This is a genomic window from Izhakiella capsodis (assembly GCF_900115045.1).
Lineage (GTDB): Bacteria > Pseudomonadota > Gammaproteobacteria > Enterobacterales > Enterobacteriaceae > Izhakiella > Izhakiella capsodis.
Genome location: NZ_FOVC01000006.1, coordinates 45138 through 65981, shown reverse-complemented (window position 1 = coordinate 65981; position 20844 = coordinate 45138). Strand labels below are relative to the sequence as shown.

Genomic DNA, 20844 nt, shown 5'->3' with positions numbered 1-20844 from the left:
CCTGTCAGAATCCACACGCTGACAGGAAGCATAACAGGTAAGAGATGCAACGAACTATTTTACTGATTGCTGGTTGGTTGGCGATGTTTCTGGCACTGATGGGCGTGTTGTTACCCTTGCTGCCCACGACACCGTTTTTATTGCTCGCGGCATGGTGTTTTGCCCGTTCATCGCCGCGCTTTCATTACTGGTTGCTGAACCGCTCATGGTTTGCTTCTTATTTACGTCACTGGCAAACCCATCGAGCTTTACCCGTGGGGGCCAGACGGCAAGCCATTGGCGTTACCATTCTGAGCTTTGCCATTTCATTATGGCTGATCAAGTTACTTTGGCTACGCGTTATATTGTTGCTCATTCTCGCGGTGTTGCTGTGGTTTATGCTGCGGTTACCGGTCATAAAAGACGATGGCGATCAAGTCTGAAGGGCGTTATTTGGTTGCAATCGTTGAGTGTTTTGCATAGATTTAGGGGTTTTCGTGCGTGGCTTTCCAGCAAAATCCGACAGGCAGCCGTTCTTACTTACGGCGTGGCGGAACGAAGCTGCGCGAGTCAGATTCGGCTTTTACCAGGCGTATGATTATGACTGCTACAGCAGAGCAGATTAAGTTTCTTGAAAAGAGTATTAAGAGTATTGCCGATTACCCTAAACCGGGAATACTGTTTCGTGATGTCACCAGTCTGCTGGAAGATCCGAACGCTTTTGCCCTCAGCATTGAGCTGCTGGTTTCGCGCTATCGTGATAAAGGAATTACTAAAGTCGTGGGCACGGAAGCTCGGGGATTTTTGTTTGGTGCCCCTGTTGCTCTTGGTCTTGGCGTTGGTTTTGTTCCTGTGCGTAAACCGGGCAAGCTGCCGCGCAAGACGCTGAGTGAGAGCTACGAGCTGGAATATGGCAGCGACGCGTTGGAGTTACACCAGGATGCGATTCGCGCAGATGATCGCGTTTTGGTTATCGATGACCTGCTTGCCACTGGCGGAACCATTGAAGCAACCATTAAGCTGATACGCCGCGCGAGCGGTGAAGTTAAGCACGCGGCTTTCATCATTAACCTGTTCGATTTGGGCGGTGAAAGCCGACTTAAAGCCCTTGGCGTCGAAAGCTACAGCCTGGTGAATTTCCCTGGTCATTAACCGCCAGAATAACAGCCTCGCTGTAACGGTGGGGCTGTGTTAGCATTATCTACCGGTAAACTCAACTCTCTCCATAAATCCATGAGCTATCAGGTACTTGCCCGCAAGTGGCGCCCCCAAGCATTTTCCCAGGTTGTCGGACAGCAACATGTGCTGTCCGCGCTGGCCAATGGCCTTTCGCTAGGTCGTATTCACCACGCATGGTTGTTTTCAGGCACGCGTGGTGTTGGCAAAACGACGATTGCTCGCTTGCTGGCGAAAGGGCTGAATTGCGAAAGGGGTATCACTGCGACGCCATGCGGACAGTGTGATAATTGTCGCGAGATCGAGCAAGGACGTTTTGTTGATCTCATCGAGATAGACGCGGCCTCACGCACTAAGGTTGAGGATACCCGTGAGTTACTGGATAACGTGCAGTACGCGCCGGCGCGTGGCCGCTTCAAAGTTTATCTGATTGATGAAGTGCATATGCTCTCCCGCCATAGCTTCAACGCGCTGTTAAAAACGCTGGAGGAGCCGCCTGAACACGTTAAATTTCTGCTTGCCACCACCGACCCACAAAAGCTACCGGTAACGATTCTGTCACGCTGCCTGCAATTTCATCTCAAGGCGCTTGATCCCGAGTTAATCGGTCAGCAGCTGGCCTATGTGCTTGAGCAGGAGAAGATTACGACTGAGCCACGGGCGCTGCAGTTGCTGGCGCGCGCCGCCGATGGCAGCATGCGAGATGGGCTGAGTCTTACCGACCAGGCGATTGCTATGGGAAAAGGGGCAATCAGCGTGGAAACTGTCAGCGCGATGCTCGGTACGCTGGATGACGAGCAGCCGCTGGCATTGATTGAAGCGCTGGTGCAAGGCGATGGCACGGTGATGATGGCGCAGCTGACCCAGGTAGCCAGCCGGGGTGTGACCTGGGATTCTTTACTGGTGGAGATGCTGGCGTTACTGCACCGGATAGCGATGACGCAGCTGATACCCGGCGGGCCGAAAGATGATCCCGGTAGTGAGCCTCGTCTGAGCGAGCTGGCACGCACGCTGCCGCCCGCTGAACTGCAACTCTACTATCAGACGCTGCTGATGGGCCGCAAAGAGCTACCCTACGCGCCGGACCCGCGTATGGGCGTCGAAATGACCTTGCTGCGGGCGCTGGCCTTTCATCCTTTGCAGACCATCACCGAACCTGCGTCACGTCTGGTGATGACGACACAGGCGGAGCCGCAGCCTGATATCCCAGCTGTTATTCCCGCGGCGGTGAGCGTTCCGGCTGATATTCCGGCATCGCCGCCATCTGACATATCGTCAGCCTTACCTGCTAGCACCAGTCAACTGTTGAAAGCCCGGAGCCAGTTACAGCAGCAGGGAGAAAACAAAGGAAAAAAGAGTGAACCGGCGGCGCGGAACGCGCGGCCGGTGAGTCCGGCGCTGGAGCGGCTGGCTGCTGTTGCCGAACGCGGGCAAACGCGTCAGCAGGCCGCGCCGGAGAAAAACGCCCCCATGGCTAAGAAGGAAGCCTATCGCTGGAAGGCCCAGACGATAACCGAGATTGTTGAGGCTCCGGTTACCACGCCGAAAGCGTTGCGAACCGCGCTGGAGCATGAAAAAACGCCGGAGCTGGCTATTCAACTCTCATTGGAGGCGCAGCAGCGAGATAGCTGGGCTCAGCAGCTCAATGAGCTAAACTTGCCTAAGCTGGTGCAGCAGCTGGCGCTAAATGCATGGAAGGAAGAGACGGGCGACGGTATCTGCCTGCATCTTCGTAGTAGCCAGCGCCATCTCAACTCACCCGGTGCGCAGCAAGCGCTGAAAGAAGCGTTAAGCCAGCATGCGGGTCGCCATCTTGAACTCCGGGTTGTGGATGATGATGATCCACAGGTGAAAACCCCGTTAGAATGGCGTCAGGCAATCTATGAAGAAAAGCTGGCGCAAGCGCGCCAGTCAATTCGTGCGGATAATCATATTCAAACGCTATGCCGCTTCTTTGATGCGGAAGTCGATGATGAGAGTATTCGCCCTGTTTAACGAGCCGCTCGCATATCGCAGGTGCGGCCTGATCTAAGAGAGAAGACTATGTTTGGTGGTAAAGGTGGCTTGGGTAACCTGATGAAACAGGCTCAGCAGATGCAGGACAAAATGTCCAAGGTTCAGGAAGAGATCGCCGCGCTGGAAGTCACCGGCGAATCCGGGGCTGGTTTGGTAAAAGTGACCATCAACGGTGCGCATAACTGCCGTCGTGTGGAAATTGATCCCAGCCTGATGGAGGACGATAAAGACATGCTGGAAGATTTGGTTGCCGCGGCATTCAATGACGCAGCGCGCCGTATTGATGAGGCGCAGAAAGAGAAAATGGCTTCCGTCTCTTCTGGTATGCAGTTGCCTCCCGGCTTTAAGATGCCGTTCTGATGCAGACCAGCCCGCTTCTTGAATCCTTGATGGAGTCGCTGCGTTGTTTGCCTGGTGTAGGGCCTAAATCGGCGCAACGCATGGCGTTTCATCTGCTGCAGCGCGATCGCAGTGGCGGAATGCGACTGGCGCAAGCGCTGACGCGGGCAATGTCAGAGATTGGTCATTGCGCTGACTGTAGGACTTTTACCGAACAAGAGGTTTGCGCTATTTGTTCTAACCCTCGCCGCCAGCTGAATGGTCAGATCTGCGTGGTGGAAAGCCCGGCGGATATTCATGCCGTCGAGCAGACCGGTCAGTTTGGTGGTCGCTACTTCGTGCTGATGGGCCATTTGTCACCGCTTGACGGTATTGGCCCCAATGATATCGGTCTCGATCGCCTTGAACAGCGGCTGGAGCGGGAAACCATTTCTGAGGTAATCCTTGCCACTAATCCAACGGTAGAAGGCGAGGCAACTGCCAACTATATTGCCGGGCTTTGTAGTCAATACGCTGTAGATGCCAGTCGTATCGCCCACGGCGTTCCGGTCGGGGGGGAGTTGGAAATGGTAGACGGAACCACGCTATCACATTCGCTGGCGGGACGTCAGAAGATCAAGTTCTGAGCAGTCAGGGGGGGGTATTCCATCGCCCCCTTGAAAATCTCTACGTTAACCCCATCTGTAATCTCAACGTTTGTAATAACCTGTATCCAGTTGAGGTAGCAATGACCATGAAAGGACAAGAGACCCGTGGCTTTCAGTCTGAGGTAAAGCAGCTTTTACATCTGATGATCCACTCTCTGTATTCAAATAAAGAAATTTTTCTGCGTGAGCTAATCTCCAACGCCTCAGATGCCGCTGATAAATTGCGCTTCCGCGCGCTTTCCAACGCGGAACTTTATGAGGGGGACGGCGAACTACGCGTCCGGGTTACGGTCGATAAAGAAAAACGTACGCTGACGCTGAGCGATAACGGCATCGGGATGAGTCGTGATGAAGTCATTGAAAACTTGGGCACTATTGCTAAATCAGGCACCAAAGCCTTTCTCGAATCTCTCGGCTCCGATCAGGCCAAAGACAGTCAGCTGATTGGGCAGTTCGGTGTCGGTTTTTACTCCGCGTTTATTGTCGCCGACAAGGTTACGGTGAAGACTCGTGCTGCCGGTGCCAGCGCCGATTCAGGCGTATTCTGGGAGTCGGCCGGTGAGGGTGAATATACTCTTGCAGATATTAACAAACCGGATAGAGGCACGGAGATCACGTTACACCTGCGTGAAGGTGAAGATGAGTTTCTCGATGCCTGGCGGGTGCGTAACATTATCAGCAAATACTCTGATCATATTGCGCTGCCGGTGGAGATCGAACAGCAAGACGATGAGAGTAGCACCACCACCTGGGAGAAAATCAATAAGGCTCAGGCACTGTGGACACGTAATAAATCCGATATCAGTGATGCTGAATATAAAGAGTTTTATAAGCACATTGCCCATGACTTTAATGATCCATTAAGCTGGAGCCACAACCGCGTCGAAGGTAAGCAAGAATATACCAGTCTGCTCTATATTCCGGCTCAGGCGCCCTGGGATATGTGGAACCGCGAACATAAGCATGGCCTTAAACTGTACGTGCAGCGCGTGTTCATCATGGATGATGCTGAAGTCTTCATGCCAAACTATCTGCGCTTTGTGCGTGGTCTTATTGATTCCAGCGATCTGCCGCTCAATGTTTCCCGTGAGCTCCTGCAAGATAGTCGCCTGACTCAAAGCCTGCGCGGTGCGTTGACCAAGCGCGTCTTGCAGATGCTGGAAAAAGTGGCAAAAGACGATAACGAAAAGTATCAGACTTTCTGGCAGCAGTTTGGTCTCGTACTGAAAGAAGGACCAGCGGAAGACTCTGCCAACAGCGAAGCGATCGCTAAGCTCCTGCGTTTTGCCTCTACCAGCAGTGAAGGATCGGCGCAGACCGTTTCGCTGGAAGATTATGTCAGCCGCATGGTTGAGGGCCAGGAGAAAATCTACTTCATTACCGCTGACAGCTATGCGGCGGCTAAAGGCAGCCCGCATCTGGAACTGTTCCGCAAGAAAGGAATTGAAGTGTTACTGCTCTCCGATCGTATCGATGAATGGATGATGAGCTATCTGACCGAATTCGATGGTAAATCCTTCCAGTCTGTCAGTAAAGCGGATGAATCGCTGAGCAAACTGTCGGATGAAGAGAGCAGCGAAACGCAAAAAGAGGCCGAAAAAGCGCTGGAGCCTTTTGTTGAGCGTGTTAAAACCCTGCTTGGCGAAAGGGTAAAAGAGGTGCGCCTGACCCATCGTCTGACCGATACTCCGGCAATCGTGACGACCGATGCAAATGAAATCAGCACCCAGATGGCAAAATTGTTCGCAGCGGCGGGCCAGGAGGCGCCGGAAGTGAAATACATTTTTGAAATTAACCCGGATCATGCCTTGGTTAAACATATTGCGGATACCACGGACGAAACGCGCTTTGGCGAGTGGATCGAGCTGCTGCTGGACCAGTCGCTGTTTGCTGAAAGGGGTACGCTGGAAGATCCCAATCAGTTTATCCGGCGTATGAATCAGCTTCTGCTGGCCTAATCGGATTTATCCTGACAGAGCTTGTTTATCGGTCTGATGCCGATCATTAAAAGGGCAAGCAATCTGCTCTCTCATTGACGTGATAAGGTTCATGTTTTGCATGAACCTTTTTTTTGCGCGCGTGATCGGCAAGTCATAATTTTATGCCCTGAGACGCTTTGCCTTGCCAGCGCGGTGAAAGTTCGTTATTACCATAATCAGTAACATCAGCAGTTAGTAGGTGATAACATTGGCGTGCTCATCCGGGTTGCGGGTTCTGTAGGTATTTTCTTTGCCGCTACAGATGTATGAGAACGTTGCGCGTCAGGTCAATGAGAAGAATTAGGTGCAAATAAAGGGCATATTTGATCTTTTGCTTTGCCTCTGGGTGAGACAGAATCTGAATCTGCCGCATTTGAAAATCAGCACTATTATAGGAACAGGACAGGCAAGTCGCGATCTGAAACAGGGATTGAGTCGATCGCAATATTACGTTACGCCCGTCTCCTCTGTAAAATCGCGCTAGTTTTACTATCTCGCGAAAGTGTTATGCCATTGCTGTATTGAAATGAGTTAAAAATTGATAGACGCATCTTCACTGATATCCCGGTTTCAGTAGGTTCAAGGCGAACAATTTTACAAGCGAGCGCATATCTATGCTTAGAGACGAACTTCGTGAATCCTTGTCACATATTTATAAGCTTGACGACTACGACATTTTCTTTGTGCAGTCAGTTCGCGTCGGGCTGGTAATTCTGTCACACCTGTTTCACAAACAGGAAACTGCCCGTTGCCTGGCAAAATATGCGCATTCCCTGCCGGTAAGTGAGCTTTTTAATGTGCCTGGCTGTATTGCCGGCCCAGGCAGCGTGCGTGTGATCAACCACGTGGAACCGGACACCGGAGAGATCAACAGCCTGAAAGATAGCAGGGGGAAAGGCGTCGTTGATGCTTCCCACAGCTTTGCGACTAACCTTCACGGCGTGTTAATCCGCGACAGCTCAATCTTTGTTGCGCCGTTACATGAACACGCCTCGCTGGCGCAGGGACTGGCGATTATTGCGCTGCGACCTGAACACTTCAGCACGCTTATGCGTAGCGAGCTGCGTCTTTTCGAAGAGTCCACCTCGGCGGTGAAACCACTGCAAGAAGCGTTGGCGCACATTGGCAGCACCGACTGGAAACCCTATAACATGTCGCATGAGTTAAACCGGTAAAAAAGCTGAACATCGGTGGGATTGATTTTACGTCCATCCATAATTTAAACCTGCCTTTTAGCTGTTGAGACGTTTCAAGGCTGAGTGAGGCACTGCAACAGCGGGTAAAGATGGCCGGGCAGCTATTTACCACAATCGCATACTATTCGCCTTGTCTTCCGCTCGTGTGGCGATGGACCCAAAGCGGTAGATGTGAGCGCCGCGGTGCAGCAGGTGTTGTTGTGGCTCTGGGATCGGCGACAATGAATGATTGCCTGATACAAACTCAGGATTTGCGGCAGGCACCTTGGCATAAATCTCCGAACAGGATGCCGGGCTCCTTTAAGAGCTATCCTGCAATCTGAAAAGGGGTTCAATTTCTATTTTGTTTCTGGCATAGCTACCAGTGAAAACGCCAGGCTGTCTTTTCCCTCGTTCCGATGCTCATGCGGCAACGTCTACTGCTTCATCAGCCCTTCCTTGTCGGCTGGATGGCTTAATGATATGTTCATCCACTTCTTATTTGATTCATTAAGCAATTCGCAAGGGGATTTACGCAATGCGTATTATTCTGCTCGGTGCTCCGGGCGCTGGTAAAGGAACTCAAGCTCATTTCATCATGGAGAAGTACGGTATTCCACAAATCTCCACCGGCGATATGTTACGTGCTGCTGTTAAAGCGGGATCAGAACTGGGCATGCAGGCTAAAGCATTGATGGATGCGGGTAAACTGGTTACCGATGAGCTGGTTATCGCCCTGGTCAAAGAGCGTATTACCCAGGACGATTGCCGCAAGGGCTTTTTGCTTGATGGCTTTCCGCGTACTATCCCGCAGGCAGATGCAATGAAAGACGCGGGTATCAACGTCGATTACGTTCTTGAGTTTGCGGTTCCTGACGAGCTGATTGTTGAGCGCATTGTTGGTCGCCGGGTGCATGCACCTTCCGGACGTGTTTACCATGTCACTTTCAATCCGCCTGAAGTTGAGGATAAAGATGACGTAACCGGTGAAGAACTTACTATCCGTAAAGATGATGAAGAAGCAACGGTGCGTAAACGCCTGGTGGAATATCATCAGCTGACCGCGCCACTTATCGCCTACTACGGCAAACAGGCGCAACAGGGTCAAACTGAGTATCATAAGATCGATGGTACCCGCCCGGTAAAAGAAGTTAGCGCTAAACTGGTAGAAGTCCTCGGCTGACCCAGGCAGGGGCTGGCTTCCGGCCCCTTTTGCAACAATCGATTTTACCGCGTTTGTTTTCCGCTACAATACATCTCAGATTATCATTCGCATCCTCCGCCACAGGACGGTTTTGCGCATCTTTCTAGCAAGGAACAACCATGCGTCATGAAAAGACAGGCATTCTGTTGGCTAATCTGGGTACACCTGACGCGCCGACTTCCGCAGCGGTTAAACGCTACCTCAAAGAATTTCTTAGTGATAAAAGGGTAGTCGATTCCCCACGTTGGTTGTGGTGGCCTATTCTCAACGGGGCAATTTTACCGCTTCGTTCACCGAGAGTTGCAAAGTTGTATGCCTCTGTCTGGATGGAGGAAGGATCGCCCTTAATGGTATGGAGCCAACGGCAGCGGGCTGCACTGGAAGCGCGTTTGCAGATGCCGGTAGTCCTGGGAATGAACTACGGCAATCCCAGTATGAAATCAGCGCTTGATACTCTGATGGCGCAGGGGGTGACGCGATTGATCGTATTACCGCTATACCCGCAATTCTCCTGTTCAACCGTTGCTGCGGTCTGGGATTGCATTTCCCGGGCTTTCACTGGCTATCGGTCGCTGCCGGAAGTCCATTTTATTCGGGATTATGCGACTCATCCCGCTTATATTTCGGCTCTGAAAGTTTCAGTCGAACGTGCTTTCGTATGTAATGGTAAGCCTGATTTACTGGTGATGTCTTTCCACGGCATACCACAGCGTTATGCTGACGAAGGCGACGATTATCCATTAAGGTGCCGTGAAACCTTCAATGCACTGACAAAGGCGTTGGGTCTCAGTGAGAAACAAGCGATGATGACCTTTCAGTCACGTTTCGGACGTGAACCGTGGCTCACACCTTACACCGATGAAACCATGCGCCAGCTACCGGCTCAGGGTGTTGAGCATGTACAGGTAATGAGCCCTGGATTTTCGGCAGACTGCCTGGAAACGCTGGAAGAAATCAGCGAGCAAAACCGGGAGTTCTTTTTGCACGCTGGCGGCAAGCGCTTCGACTATATTCCTGCGCTCAATGATGACGTTGAACATATTGAGATGATGGTCGCGCTGGTCAAACCCTGGCTTGGCGACCTAGCTCCTGAATGATCCTGAGCATGGAGAGGATTGCAGGCTGACGATGTGCTATCATCGCCCGCCTGTTCCATCTCCAGTCAAATCAGCATGAAATTTCCCGGAAAGCGTAAGTCCAAACACTATTTTCCTGTCAACGCCCGTGACCCCCTGATTCAGCCGGTACAGCCTGAAGCTGATACCGGCAGTACCTGCTGGATCGTCGGTATCGACCAGACTCTGGTCGATATCGAAGCGAAAGTGGATGATGAATTTATCACGCGCTATGGTTTGAGCCGCGGCCACTCACTGGTAATTGAAGATGATATTGCCGAGGCGCTCCATGCTGAACTCACGCGAGATAATCTGATAACGCATCAGTTTGCTGGTGGAACGATTGGCAATACCTTGCACAATTACTCGACGCTGGCCGATGACCGCTCGGTTCTGTTGGGCACCATGTGTAACAATATTCAGATTGGCGGTTATGCCTATCGCTACTTGTGTAACACATCGAGCCGCACAGATCTTAATTTTTTGCAGGGCGTTAACGGTGCCATCGGACGCTGCTTCACATTGATTGGTGATAACGGTGAACGCACTTTCGCGATCAGTCCGGGCATGATGAACCTGCTGCGTCCGGAAAACATTCCTGAACCGGTAATTAAAGGTGCATCAGCACTGGTACTGACCTCTTATCTGGTGCGCTGTAATCCTGGAGAACCTATGCCTGCTGCTACCATGCAGGCTATTGAATATGCTCACCGCCACGAAGTGCCGGTGGTGCTGACGCTGGGCACCAAATATGTGATTGCGGATAATCCGATTTTCTGGCGTGATTTTCTGCGCGAACACGTTGCTATTGTCGCCATGAACGAAGAAGAGGCCGAGGCACTGACCGGCATCAGCGACCCGCTACAGGCTTGTGAGAAGGTACTGGAATGGGTAGATTTGGCACTGTGTACCGCTGGGCCCTCCGGTCTTTTTATGGCGGGTTATACTGAAGAATCAGCAAAGCGTAAAACTAACCATCCATTGCTGCCAGGGGTGATCCCCGAGTTTAACCAGTATGAGTTTAGCCGGGCGCAACGACGTCAGGATTGCCAGCAGCCGCTACGCATCTATTCTCATATAGCACCCTATATGGGGGGGCCGGAAAAGATCATGAACACTAATGGAGCCGGGGACGGCGCGCTGGCGGCGCTGCTGCACGATATTACCGCTAACGATTATCACCGCCTCAACGTGCCAAACTCCAGCAAGCATACCCGCCGCTGTCTGACTTACTCTTCGCTGGCACAGGTTTGTAAGTATGCCAATCGCGTTAGCTATCAGGTGCTGAATCAGCATTCGCCACGTCTGACTCGCGGGCTGCCGGAGCGTGAGGATAGCCTTGAAGAGGCTTACTGGGAACGCTAAAGTCAGCCCCCTATATTGCACAACCCTGTGGTTGGCTACTCTGTTTTTCATGGGGCGCGTTTTCCAGGGTCATGTTCAGCATACTGCCAGCGATCTCGCGTTCGCCCATGACCACGCTGTTCGCCCCGCGCTCAAGAATGTATTCAACCTCATCGTCGTAATGCGCGCGCGCGATAATTTCAATTGTCGGGCGCTTTTCCCGCGCAGCGGTAACGATCTCTCCGGCTTCATAGCCGTTCGGGATCGTCAACAGCAGCCAGCGTGCACAGTCAAGGCGCGCTACGTCCATGATGTCACCGCGCGCGGCGTTGCCCAGTACAGCCAACATCCCCTGCTCGCGCAGCGCTTCAACCCGTGTTCGGCTGTTCTCGACCACTACCAGTGGTATACCTGCTTCTGTCAGCTGCTGGCTCAATAAGTTACCAACACGCCCGTAACCCACCACAATCGCATGATTGCAGATATCAATCGGTATTTGGTTGTCTTCTTCAGCCGCTTCTTCCAGCGTTTGCTCTTCCATCGTTTCGTTTTTGTCCAGCCAGCGTTCAAGTACGGCAAACAGAATTGGGTTAAGCATGATGGAGAGAATGGCGCCGGCCAGTACCAGATTGCGACCTTCGTCATTCATCAGTCCCAATGAAATACCCAGTCCGGCAAGAATGAATGCGAATTCACCGATTTGTGCAAGGCTGACGGCGATGGTCAGTGCAGTGCGTTTCGAATGACCAAACAGCCTGACCAGCATGAGCGCAGCCAGCGACTTGCCCAGTACGATAATAGCCAGCGTGCCGACCACTGCCAGTGGATGGCTAAGCAGGATCATCGGATCAAACAGCATGCCGACCGAGACAAAAAACAATACGGCAAATGCATCGCGTAGTGGCAGGGTGTCGTGGGCTGCGCGATGGCTAAGCTCTGACTCGTTAAGCACCATGCCAGCGAAGAAGGCACCGAGAGCAAAGGAGACATCAAAAAACTCTACCGCCCCGAAGGCGATACCGAGCGCCAGCGCCAGCACCGCGAGAGTAAACAGTTCACGCGATCCGGTTGCGGCGCTGCGCGCTAAAATCCAGGGGACAACACGGCGGCCAACCACCATCATCAGCACCATGAAGGCAGCCACTTTACCTATAGTCAGTAATAGATCGAGCATCAGCAGACTGAAGCTGGCATTGCCTTCGTTGAACATGCCGGCAATAGCGGGTAGCAGCACCAGCGTCAGCACCATAACTAAATCTTCCACAATCAGCCAGCCGATGGCTATCTGACCGCGATGGCTGTCAATCAGTTGACGCTCTTCGAGCGCACGTAGCAGCACTACGGTACTGGCGGTGGAAAGGCACAGGCCGAACACCAGACCGGTGATCAGCGGCCAGTTGAGCAGTGTTGATAGCCCCAACCCCAGCAACGTCGCCACAGCGATTTGTAAAATCGCACCAGGGATGGCAATGGATTTTACTGCCATCAGGTCTTTCATTGAGAAGTGCAAACCGACGCCGAACATCAGCAAAATTACGCCGAGTTCAGCCAACTCTGGCGCCAGATTAGTGTCAGCAACAAAACCTGGGGTAAAAGGGCCGACCAGCACGCCCGCCAGAAGATAACCAACAAGCGGAGAAATTCGCAGGCGGTTTGCCAGCATGCCAAATAAGAAGGCGAGAACCAATCCTCCTACCACGGTGGTTAACAGGGGAGCTGTATGTTGCATCCCGCCTCCTTTTTATGTGTGAATGTGTCTGGTTATTTTTAGTTTATGGCAAAACGCTTTACTGCGCTTGTTAATTTCTGTGATCCTTTAAAATTAATCGCACAGTTTGTTAGATCGATGCCAAAAAGGTGATTTTATCGCCTGAAGTAGACTAGTATATTGATTTATAAAAGATAGCGAGTCAGCTCATTACAATATGTATGGTCAATATTTCTACTTTAATGAAGCTTAGTATAGTAAAAGCTGTCTTTTTTGGCTGTTAATGGAGTATCCCCGCTGTCTTTACATATTGACCCTTATTTCAGCAGGAATTCGTTTTTTAAGCAGCTAAAGATAGTGTCTGTCGCCCGTGTATTAGCAGCACTGCGCGATGTCTCATTATAAGCCAGAGTGATTATCCTCACCGGGCCGACTATTGCATAATATTGCGCAAAAGATATCCGGAAATCATAAAACAGAGACGATTTAAACTTAATTTCACCAAAGGGAGGGGGATTGAAACGCTTAAAATTGGCGGCAGCTGCGGCATTGATCGCGACACTGATGACGGTGCCATCTTACGCGGGTGCCTGGGTGAAAGATCGCACCTATAAATTTACCGTGCTGCACACCAACGATCATCACGGGCGTTTCTGGCATAACGAACATGATGAATACGGACTTGCCGCGCAGAAAACCATGATGGATAAAATTCGCAATGAAATTCAGGCTCGCGGCGGCTCGGTATTAATCCTCTCCGGTGGTGATATTAATACTGGCGTGCCGGAATCAGATTTACAAGATGCGGAACCTGATTTTCGCGGGATGAATCTGGTTGGTTATGATGCTATGGCGATAGGCAATCATGAATTTGATAATCCGCTTTCGGTACTACGCCAGCAGCAAAAATGGGCGAAATTTCCTCTGCTTTCCGCCAACATTTATCAGAAAAGTACCGGTAATCGGCTGTTCCAACCCTGGGCGCTGTTCAATCGTTCGGGGCTCAAAATTGCGGTTATTGGGCTAACCACTGACGATACGGCAAAAATTGGCAATCCGGCTTATTTCACCGACATGGAGTTTCGAAAACCATCAACGGAGGCCAAAGCGGTAGTTGAAGAGCTGCGCGCCAGAGAGAAGCCTGACGTAATAATCGCCGTAACCCATATGGGACATTATGATAACGGCAACCACGGTTCAAACGCCCCAGGTGATGTTGAAATGGCGCGCGAGCTGCCCGCAGGCTATCTGGATATGATTGTCGGTGGGCATTCTCAAAACCCGGTGTGCATGGCAAAAGAGAATGAGAAGCAGAAAGACTATCTGCCGGGTTCACCCTGTACGCCGGATCGCCAGAATGGAACCTGGATCGTTCAGGCTCATGAATGGGGGAAATACATTGGCCGCGCAGATTTCACTTTTCGCAACGGCCTGCTGACGCTGGTTCATTATGAGCTGGTACCCGTCAACTTGCGGTTTAGGTTACCAACACTGACGGTAGCAGCAGCTGGGTAAACTACGCTGCGGAAATTCCTAAGGATCAGGCAATGGAGCGGTTACTGACGCCTTTCCAGAAAAAAGGCCAGGCAAAGTTGGGTGTGAAAATAGGCCGCGTTAATGGGCGGCTGGAAGGTGATCGCAGCAAAGTTCGTTTTCAGCAGACCAACATGGCACGTCTGATATTGTGCGCTCAAATGGCGCGCGCCCATGCCGACTTCGCCGTAATGAGTGGTGGTGGCGTACGTGATTCGATTGAGTCCGGTGATATCAGCTATCGTGACGTGCTGAAAGTTCAGCCGTTCAGTAATACGCTTGTCTATATCGATATGAATGGCCGGGAGATAGAAAGATACCTGGCGGTGGTGGCGAATAAGCAGGTGGATTCTGGTGCTTATGCTCAGTTTGCTAACGTCAGCCTGATTGCCGATGGACAAGGCGTCAGTAGAATTAAAATTAAAGGCCAACCGTTGGATGCCAATAAAAGTTACCGTATGGCAACGCTCAGCTTTAATGCCAGCGGTGGTGATGGCTATCCCGAGATTGATAAACTACCAGGCTACGTCAATACCGGTTTTGTCGATGCGGAGGTGCTCAAGGGATACATTGAACAACACAGCCCGCTGGATGCCAGCAGCTTCGCGCCAGGTGATGAGATTGTCCATCATAGCAATGCCCGCTAGTGGAGCGTTCGTAGGCCCCGACTTGACGGGGCTATTTTGTATCAGAAAGATCCCTTTAATTAGGAACAACATTGGTGCCGGGCGAGCAGGCGTGCGCGCAGGCGGTCGTAAATCCAGTTATATAGCATGGTAAACGGCAGAAAGAGCAGGAAGAAAGTGATCTCCAGCACGAATGCCTGTAGTAACGTAATTTTCAGCATCAGGGCCGCCACCGGCAGACCAATTAAAATAAAACCACCTTCAAAGCCTAATGCGTGCAGCACGCGCACCCGCACGCTTCGCATCTGGCCTGGTGGATATAAACGGTCAAAGCCAGCGTTATAAATCATGTTCCAGATCATCGCCAGCGTAGACAGTAGGATCGCCAGCGAGCCCATCAGAAAAATTGGCTTGTCCATAATCCAGGCGGCCAGAGGCGAAACGATCGCAATAGCCAGCACCTCAAAGGTAACAGCGTGAATGATACGCTCTTTCATTGTACGGTTACGCATAATGCCTCCTTAAAAACAGTCGGCATTCTCTCGCTTTTTTTTGCTAAGATGAAATTAGTAGCCATCGATAAAAGCGATAGATAAATGCGCTATTCACCGGAATCATTGGAAGCTTTCGTGCAGACTGTTGAGAGTGGCTCCTTTTCAGCTGCCGCACGAGCGTTACGTAAAAGCCAGTCCACCGTCAGTAGCGCCGTGGCTGGTCTGGAAAGCGATCTTGGATTTTCCCTGTTTCATCGTGAAGGGCGTGCCACCGTGCTGACTGAACAGGGCGTGCGCGCACTGGCCCAGGTGAAAGAGATCCTGCAGGCCAGCGCCCGGCTGGACGAGCTGGCTGTGCGGCTCGCGGGCGGCATCGAGTCAAGCCTGACGCTGGCCGTGTCGGATTTCTGGCAGGCGGATCATCATGAGCTGCTGATGCGCGAGCTGGCGAAGCGCTATCCGGACATTGAATTCGAGTGCATGATTGCCGAAGACGAAGACGTTATTGATCTGTTACAGCATGGCAGGGCGCACGTCGGCGTCGTACGCGCTCAGCATGTTTATCCCTCGGATATTATGATTGCGCGACTGCGGGTAGAAAGCCAGATGGCTATCTATCTGCACAGCAGTCATCCTCTGGCCTCACAGCCTTCGGTCAGCGAAGAGGATCTGCGTAGAGTACGGCAGCTACGGATTAACACTTATCTGGAAAAATCGCCGTTGCCGCCTTCACCCGGTAGTTGGATGGCGTCGTCCTATCCGTTACTGCTGGAAATGGCTGAGCAAGGCTTTGGCTGGAGCGTTCTGCCGCGCTGGCTGGTTGAACAGTTTGGTCACCGTCAGTTAAAGGCGCTGCCGGTGAAAAACTGGCCGCAAAAAATTCAGGTCGATGCAGCCTGGTCGCGACGTTCGCCGCCTGGGCCTGCAGGACGCTGGCTTGTTGACTGGCTGGTTGCACAACCGCCCGGGTAATTAGCCTTTAGCAATATCAGCGAAGGCCGCCGCGAGCAGGTCGGCGAGATCGTCAGGTGCCAGCTCAATATCCAGTCCTCGCTTGCCGCCCGAAACGAATAGGGTGGTGAGCTGCCTGGCGGAACTGTCGATGACCGTTGGCAGACGTTTTTTTTGCCCCAGCGGGCTGATGCCGCCAGTCAAGTAGCCGGTTACTCGCTGCGCCAGCTGTGGATCGGCCATATCCGCTTTTTTTGACTCCAGGGCTTTGGCGATCTTCTTTAGATCCAGCATCGCGGCCACCGGCGTCACTGCAACCGCCAGCTGCTTTGCGTCGCCATCAAGGCTGACTAACAGTGTTTTGTATACCTGAGCGGGATTCACGTTCAATTTGCGCACTGCTTCATCACCGAAGTGCGTTTCATGACTATCGTGCTCGTAAGGATGCAATGTAAAAGAAATATGATGCTGCTCCAGAAGTTTCACCGCCGGGGTCATCGTGGTCGCTCCTTAAACCGGTTAGCAATCTTTATATTAATAAAAAAAGATCTGGCTAAAAAATATGCTTTGGGTAACAATGCTCCCCGCGTCAGCAAATTGCTTGCTGATCAATAACCAGAATCAAAAGCACTTATTTTTAATAGGCCAGTAGCAACACTGGCCTTCTTTTTTAGCGCTTTTTCATCAAGTCCGCCAGATTATGCTTGCCATAGAGATGTAACGCGCCGACGGCTACAACATAGTTGCCCGCCGGGAGTTCGCGCAGCCTCCGATTCCAGAGGGTATTACGTTGATCCATGAGCAGATCGTTCAGCCCGCTACTGAAGGTACTGGGCAGTGGCGATTTCGGGTTGCCCGGCGGTACGTCCAACCACCAGTTAATCATTTTTTGCAGCAGTCGGGCATTGGTATGCCAGTGCATCAGTGTATCCTCCAGTAGTGGCAATCCACCGTCCGGCAGCGTCTCCAGCAGGCTGAGTTGCGTCTCTGCGCCTTCCAGCTCAATCACCCGCTGCTGGCGACCGTGGGCCGACTTTAAAAGCTGATAGTCAATACCGTATTCGGCGCGCAGGCCCAGCTGTTGCGCCTGCTGCGCCTGCAGCATCAGTGCCACCTGCCACGCGGGTAGCGCTGAAATAACGCCGATATCAATATCTAATTTGCTACAAAGCTTGCAGAGCTGCTGCCAGTGGATCGCACTCAGGCGTGACTCCAGCGGTTCGCAAAGTGCGCTATAGCCAAAGGGAGAAACGCCGGAAGTAATATCAGCTTCAACAATCAGCGCGTCGGCCAGTTGGAGCTTTTTAAGCAAGGCCGGGGGCAGTGGTTGCATATCCCGCGTTCCCATATGAATGCTGCCAACAAGATGGAAATAACGGTCGTCCTGGCGTATATCAATTGCGGGCCAGCTGTAACGTCCAGGCAGAAGTGTCCTGTATAAGGTCTGGATTGCCCGGCCAAATTTGCTCATCACTGTCTCCCGCATTTAGTTTAAACATGCTACCTGCTAATGTGCGGGAAGAACAGCGGTCGGCCTCAGTCTGTACTTTCAGGGCGGAAGTGCAGCAGGCGGTTGGCGTTTGCCACTACAGTGATGGAAGAGAGCGCCATCGCTGCGCCTGCAACTACCGGGCTTAGCAGAGTCCCTGTTACTGGCCAGAGCACCCCCGCCGCCAGTGGAATGCCACAGGCGTTATAGAAAAACGCACCCAGTAGATTCTGCTGCATATTACGCAGGGTCGCACGTGAAAGCGCCAGCGCATCGACGACGCAGCCGGGATGAGGTCGCATCAACGTCATACCGGCGCTTTCAACGGCGATGTCGCTGCCGCCACCGATGGCGATCCCTAACTCTGCCTGCGCCAACGCCGGAGCATCGTTAATACCATCACCGATCATAGCCACCTGATGGCCTTGCTGCTGTAGCTCGCGAATAGCCACTGCTTTACCCTCCGGTCTTACGCCGGCAATTACGCGATCGATACCGGCTTCCAGGGCAACGGCAGCGGCGGTGACAGCATTATCACCGGTCAGCATGATCAGCTGATAGCCTTGCTGATGAAGCCGGGCCAGCGCGGGCTGGCTCTCATTCCGCAACGGGTCGCGCAGCGCGAAAAGGGCGATAACCTCGCCGTCGGCAGCTAATATCACCGGCGTGGCACCACCCTCTGCCTGAGTTCGTAGCTGGTCGGCGACATCATCGATGGCAATATCGGCCTGTAGCAGAAAGTCTTCGTTGCCCAACATCAGGCTATGCCCTGCTATGTTGCCGCTGACACCCAGACCGCCAGCCTGACGGAAGCTATTGACCTGAGGTAGCGTCATGCCTTCTGCGCGCCGAAGAATAGCCTGCGCCAACGGGTGCGACGATCCTTTTTCCAGCGCTGCCGCCCAGCCAAGCACCTGCTGCTCGCTCGCCCCTTGCCATGTCTCAATGGCAACAACTTCCGGTATGCCTTTGGTAAGCGTGCCTGTTTTATCAAATACCAGGGTATCGATGCTGCTGGCTCGTTGCAGCGCGTCGGCATCGCGTACCAGTATGCCAAGCTCTGCTGCACGGCCTGTGCCGGCAATTACCGCCATAGGCGTTGCCAGTCCAAGAGCGCAGGGACAGGCGATAATTAAGACCGTGGTGGCGACGACCAGGCTGTAAACCAGATGGGGAGCCGGCCCCACCAACGCCCAGATAATGGCACTGACCAGGGCTATCACCACCACAGTCGGCACGAATACGGCAGAAATACGATCGGCCAGCTGGCCGAGACGTGGTTTACTACTTTGCGCCTGGCGAACCAGCTGAATAATGCGCGCAAGGGTAGTCTGCTTGCCCACGGCGCTGGCGCGAAACAGCACGCTACCATCCTGAACCACGGTACCGGCTGACAGCGCCTCGCCCGGTTTTTTATGCTGCGGCAGTGCCTCGCCAGTCAGCATGGCTTCATCAACCCAGGCTTCACCCTGAATGATGTCGCCATCCACCGGCACCCGGTCGCCGGGCCTCACGCGCAGCGTCATACCGGTCTGCACTTCGCTGAGCGGCCGCTGATATTCATTGTTGTTTTCCACCACTCTGGCCATTGGCGGCGTTAAATCCATCAGGCGTTCAAGTGCCCGGGAGGAGCGCTGGCGCGCCCGCTGCTCTAACAGATGACCCAGATTGATTAAACCAATGATCATCGCGCTGGCTTCATAGTAAAGGTGGCGGGCTTCGGCTGGCACCTTATCTGGCCATAGATTAACGCTGATGGAGTATAGCCAGGCGACGCCGGTTCCTAGTGCGACCAGGGTATCCATCGTCGCACTACCGTTGCGCAGGCTACGCCAGGCACTGCGGTAGAAATGACCGCCAGCCAGAATCATCACCAGCAGAGTGACCGCACCAACGGCTAGCCAGCCGCTACGATTGGTTGAGGTCAGCATCATCGTGCCGCCAAATATTCCCCAGAGCATAAGCGGAATGCCGAGTGTCAGCGCCAGCGCTGATTGCCAGCTGTAGCGGCGCATTGCGCGGCGGGCGCTTTCCTGCTGTTTCGCACGGCGGCGTTCATCGTCTTCAATTGCCTCGGCGTCATAGCCTGCCTGTTGCACAGCAGCGATCAGCTGTAGTGGATCAGTATCCCCCATTACCAGCGCGCTACGATCTGCAAGGTTAACCCTGGCATGGAGCACGCCGCTAACGTTGCGCAATGCTTTTTCCACCCGGCTGACGCAGCTGGCGCAACTCATTCCGCTTATCAGTAAATTGTGGCTTTTATTACTTGCCGGAAGCCGTGCATTGTCCGCTGACAGCGCTTCCGGCTGTTGATGGCTGTCTGCCAGCGGTTCAGTTTTTGGGGGTGTGCTCCCACTGGATAGGGTCGCGTGGTAACCGGCATTTTCAATATCGGCGATCAGTGCTTCCGCGTTGACTTCACCCGATATTCTGGCCTCATTAAGCGATACCTCGGCGTGTTGTACATCACTGCGCTTTTCAAGTACTTCTTTTACCCGTTTAACACAGTGGCCGCAGGAAAGGCCCTCCAGATTAAGCACAATTGTTTTCGACATGTGTGACTCCCGTAATTTGTAATCCTGTCTTGCTAGTGCTATCAAGGTTAGACCTTCCATTAAGGTTAAGGTCAAGGAGTAAAAACGTGAATATCAGCGAGGTGGCAAAACGCACTGGGCTGACCAGTAAGGCCATTCGTTTTTATGAGGAAAAAGGTCTGGTAACCCCGCCGTTACGCGCTGAGAACGGTTATCGCCGCTACGCAGCAAAACATATTGAAGAGCTGACATTGTTGCGTCAGGCGCGTCAGGTAGGTTTCACTCTCGATGAATGCCGTGAAATGGTGCTGCTGTTTAACAATCCGGCGCGACACAGTGCGGAGGTAAAAAAACGCACTTTGCAAAAGGTGGCGGAAATTGAACATCACATTACTGAGCTGGATCGTATGCGATCGCGCCTGATGGCGCTGGCGGAACAGTGTCCTGGTGATGAAAGCGCTGATTGTCCAATCATCAATAATCTGGCGGGCTGCTGCCTGAATAAAAAATAGCGGCGGGTGATACCCGCCGT

At 52.7% G+C, this 20844-nt stretch carries 17 protein-coding genes, 1 pseudogene and 1 other annotated feature; of the genes and pseudogenes, 13 read left to right on the top strand and 5 right to left on the bottom strand.

Annotated elements, in window-relative coordinates; translation table 11 throughout:
• Positions 1-44: 44 nt before the first annotated feature.
• From BM191_RS10160 to BM191_RS10115, 10 genes are all read left to right on the top strand, one after another.
• Positions 45-422, top strand: coding sequence for a DUF454 family protein (locus BM191_RS10160; RefSeq protein ID WP_092877790.1), 378 nt, complete (start codon positions 45-47; stop codon positions 420-422).
• 157 nt (positions 423-579) lie between these two features.
• Positions 580-1131 carry an adenine phosphoribosyltransferase gene (apt, locus tag BM191_RS10155; protein ID WP_092878026.1) on the top strand — a complete coding sequence of 184 codons (552 nt, stop codon included), beginning with the start codon at positions 580-582 and terminating at the stop codon, positions 1129-1131.
• Between the two features lie 81 nt (positions 1132-1212).
• A complete protein-coding gene (gene dnaX, locus BM191_RS10150; RefSeq protein ID WP_092877788.1) occupies positions 1213-3150 on the top strand; it encodes a DNA polymerase III subunit gamma/tau in 1938 nt (645 codons plus the stop codon).
• Positions 2486-2547: a sequence feature (DnaX frameshifting element), on the top strand. It overlaps the preceding gene by 62 nt.
• A 48-nt stretch (positions 3151-3198) precedes the next feature.
• Complete coding sequence (locus BM191_RS10145; RefSeq protein WP_092877786.1) at positions 3199-3531, top strand: YbaB/EbfC family nucleoid-associated protein; 333 nt, start codon at positions 3199-3201, stop codon at positions 3529-3531.
• Complete coding sequence (recR, locus tag BM191_RS10140) at positions 3531-4136, top strand: recombination mediator RecR (RefSeq protein ID WP_092877784.1); 606 nt, start codon at positions 3531-3533, stop codon at positions 4134-4136. Before BM191_RS10145 ends, recR begins: the two co-directional genes overlap by 1 nt.
• Positions 4137-4237: 101 nt before the next feature.
• Positions 4238-6115 carry a molecular chaperone HtpG gene (htpG, locus tag BM191_RS10135; protein ID WP_092877782.1) on the top strand — a complete coding sequence of 626 codons (1878 nt, stop codon included), beginning with the start codon at positions 4238-4240 and terminating at the stop codon, positions 6113-6115.
• 635 nt (positions 6116-6750) lie between these two features.
• On the top strand, positions 6751-7311 hold the full coding sequence (locus BM191_RS17150; RefSeq protein ID WP_230479572.1) for a DUF6024 family protein: 561 nt from the start codon (positions 6751-6753) through the stop codon (positions 7309-7311).
• A 538-nt stretch (positions 7312-7849) separates the two neighbouring features.
• Positions 7850-8494, top strand: a complete 645-nt coding sequence (gene adk, locus BM191_RS10125) for an adenylate kinase (RefSeq protein ID WP_092877780.1) — start codon at positions 7850-7852, stop codon at positions 8492-8494.
• Positions 8495-8634: 140 nt separating this feature from the next.
• Positions 8635-9612, top strand: coding sequence for a ferrochelatase (hemH, locus tag BM191_RS10120; protein WP_092877778.1), 978 nt, complete (start codon positions 8635-8637; stop codon positions 9610-9612).
• A 75-nt stretch (positions 9613-9687) separates the two neighbouring features.
• Complete coding sequence (locus tag BM191_RS10115; protein ID WP_092878024.1) at positions 9688-10995, top strand: inosine/guanosine kinase; 1308 nt, start codon at positions 9688-9690, stop codon at positions 10993-10995.
• A gap of 10 nt (positions 10996-11005) precedes the next feature.
• Here the strand turns inward: BM191_RS10115 and ybaL are convergent, their stop codons facing one another.
• Positions 11006-12703, bottom strand: a complete 1698-nt coding sequence (gene ybaL, locus BM191_RS10110) for a YbaL family putative K(+) efflux transporter (protein WP_092877776.1) — start codon at positions 12701-12703, stop codon at positions 11006-11008.
• A 543-nt stretch (positions 12704-13246) separates the two neighbouring features.
• Between ybaL and ushA the strand changes: the two are divergent.
• A pseudogene (gene ushA, locus BM191_RS10105) lies at positions 13247-14862 on the top strand (bifunctional UDP-sugar hydrolase/5'-nucleotidase UshA).
• Positions 14863-14921: 59 nt separating this feature from the next.
• Here ushA and BM191_RS10100 read toward each other — a convergent pair.
• A complete protein-coding gene (locus BM191_RS10100) occupies positions 14922-15353 on the bottom strand; it encodes a multidrug/biocide efflux PACE transporter (RefSeq protein ID WP_092877774.1) in 432 nt (143 codons plus the stop codon).
• Positions 15354-15437: 84 nt separating this feature from the next.
• On the opposite strand from BM191_RS10100, the gene BM191_RS10095 reads away from it, so the two are divergent.
• Complete coding sequence (locus BM191_RS10095) at positions 15438-16307, top strand: LysR family transcriptional regulator (protein ID WP_092877773.1); 870 nt, start codon at positions 15438-15440, stop codon at positions 16305-16307.
• Here the strand turns inward: BM191_RS10095 and ybaK are convergent, their stop codons facing one another.
• The 3 genes from ybaK to copA all read right to left on the bottom strand — a co-directional run bounded on the left by ybaK (position 16308) and on the right by copA (position 20333).
• Positions 16308-16784: a Cys-tRNA(Pro)/Cys-tRNA(Cys) deacylase YbaK gene (gene ybaK / locus BM191_RS10090; RefSeq protein WP_092877771.1), complete on the bottom strand. Its 477-nt coding sequence runs from the start codon at positions 16782-16784 to the stop codon at positions 16308-16310.
• 172 nt (positions 16785-16956) lie between these two features.
• Positions 16957-17757: a TraB/GumN family protein gene (locus BM191_RS10085; RefSeq protein ID WP_092877769.1), complete on the bottom strand. Its 801-nt coding sequence runs from the start codon at positions 17755-17757 to the stop codon at positions 16957-16959.
• A 65-nt stretch (positions 17758-17822) separates the two neighbouring features.
• A complete protein-coding gene (copA, locus tag BM191_RS10080) occupies positions 17823-20333 on the bottom strand; it encodes a copper-exporting P-type ATPase CopA (RefSeq protein WP_092877767.1) in 2511 nt (836 codons plus the stop codon).
• 86 nt (positions 20334-20419) lie between these two features.
• On the opposite strand from copA, the gene cueR reads away from it, so the two are divergent.
• Positions 20420-20824, top strand: a complete 405-nt coding sequence (cueR, locus tag BM191_RS10075) for a Cu(I)-responsive transcriptional regulator (protein ID WP_092877765.1) — start codon at positions 20420-20422, stop codon at positions 20822-20824.
• Positions 20825-20844 lie beyond the last annotated feature (20 nt).

Coding starts and splice junctions, on each gene's coding strand:
- ybaL (WP_092877776.1), bottom strand. CDS start 12,703: ATGCAACATACAGCTCCCCTGTTAACCACCGTGGTAGGAGGATTGGTT.
- recR (WP_092877784.1), top strand. CDS start 3,531: ATGCAGACCAGCCCGCTTCTTGAATCCTTGATGGAGTCGCTGCGTTGT.
- BM191_RS17150 (WP_230479572.1), top strand. CDS start 6,751: ATGCTTAGAGACGAACTTCGTGAATCCTTGTCACATATTTATAAGCTT.
- ybaK (WP_092877771.1), bottom strand. CDS start 16,784: ATGACCCCGGCGGTGAAACTTCTGGAGCAGCATCATATTTCTTTTACA.
- BM191_RS10160 (WP_092877790.1), top strand. CDS start 45: ATGCAACGAACTATTTTACTGATTGCTGGTTGGTTGGCGATGTTTCTG.
- hemH (WP_092877778.1), top strand. CDS start 8,635: ATGCGTCATGAAAAGACAGGCATTCTGTTGGCTAATCTGGGTACACCT.
- BM191_RS10085 (WP_092877769.1), bottom strand. CDS start 17,757: ATGAGCAAATTTGGCCGGGCAATCCAGACCTTATACAGGACACTTCTG.
- apt (WP_092878026.1), top strand. CDS start 580: ATGACTGCTACAGCAGAGCAGATTAAGTTTCTTGAAAAGAGTATTAAG.
- htpG (WP_092877782.1), top strand. CDS start 4,238: ATGACCATGAAAGGACAAGAGACCCGTGGCTTTCAGTCTGAGGTAAAG.
- dnaX (WP_092877788.1), top strand. CDS start 1,213: ATGAGCTATCAGGTACTTGCCCGCAAGTGGCGCCCCCAAGCATTTTCC.
- copA (WP_092877767.1), bottom strand. CDS start 20,333: ATGTCGAAAACAATTGTGCTTAATCTGGAGGGCCTTTCCTGCGGCCAC.
- BM191_RS10115 (WP_092878024.1), top strand. CDS start 9,688: ATGAAATTTCCCGGAAAGCGTAAGTCCAAACACTATTTTCCTGTCAAC.
- BM191_RS10145 (WP_092877786.1), top strand. CDS start 3,199: ATGTTTGGTGGTAAAGGTGGCTTGGGTAACCTGATGAAACAGGCTCAG.
- BM191_RS10100 (WP_092877774.1), bottom strand. CDS start 15,353: ATGCGTAACCGTACAATGAAAGAGCGTATCATTCACGCTGTTACCTTT.
- BM191_RS10095 (WP_092877773.1), top strand. CDS start 15,438: ATGCGCTATTCACCGGAATCATTGGAAGCTTTCGTGCAGACTGTTGAG.
- adk (WP_092877780.1), top strand. CDS start 7,850: ATGCGTATTATTCTGCTCGGTGCTCCGGGCGCTGGTAAAGGAACTCAA.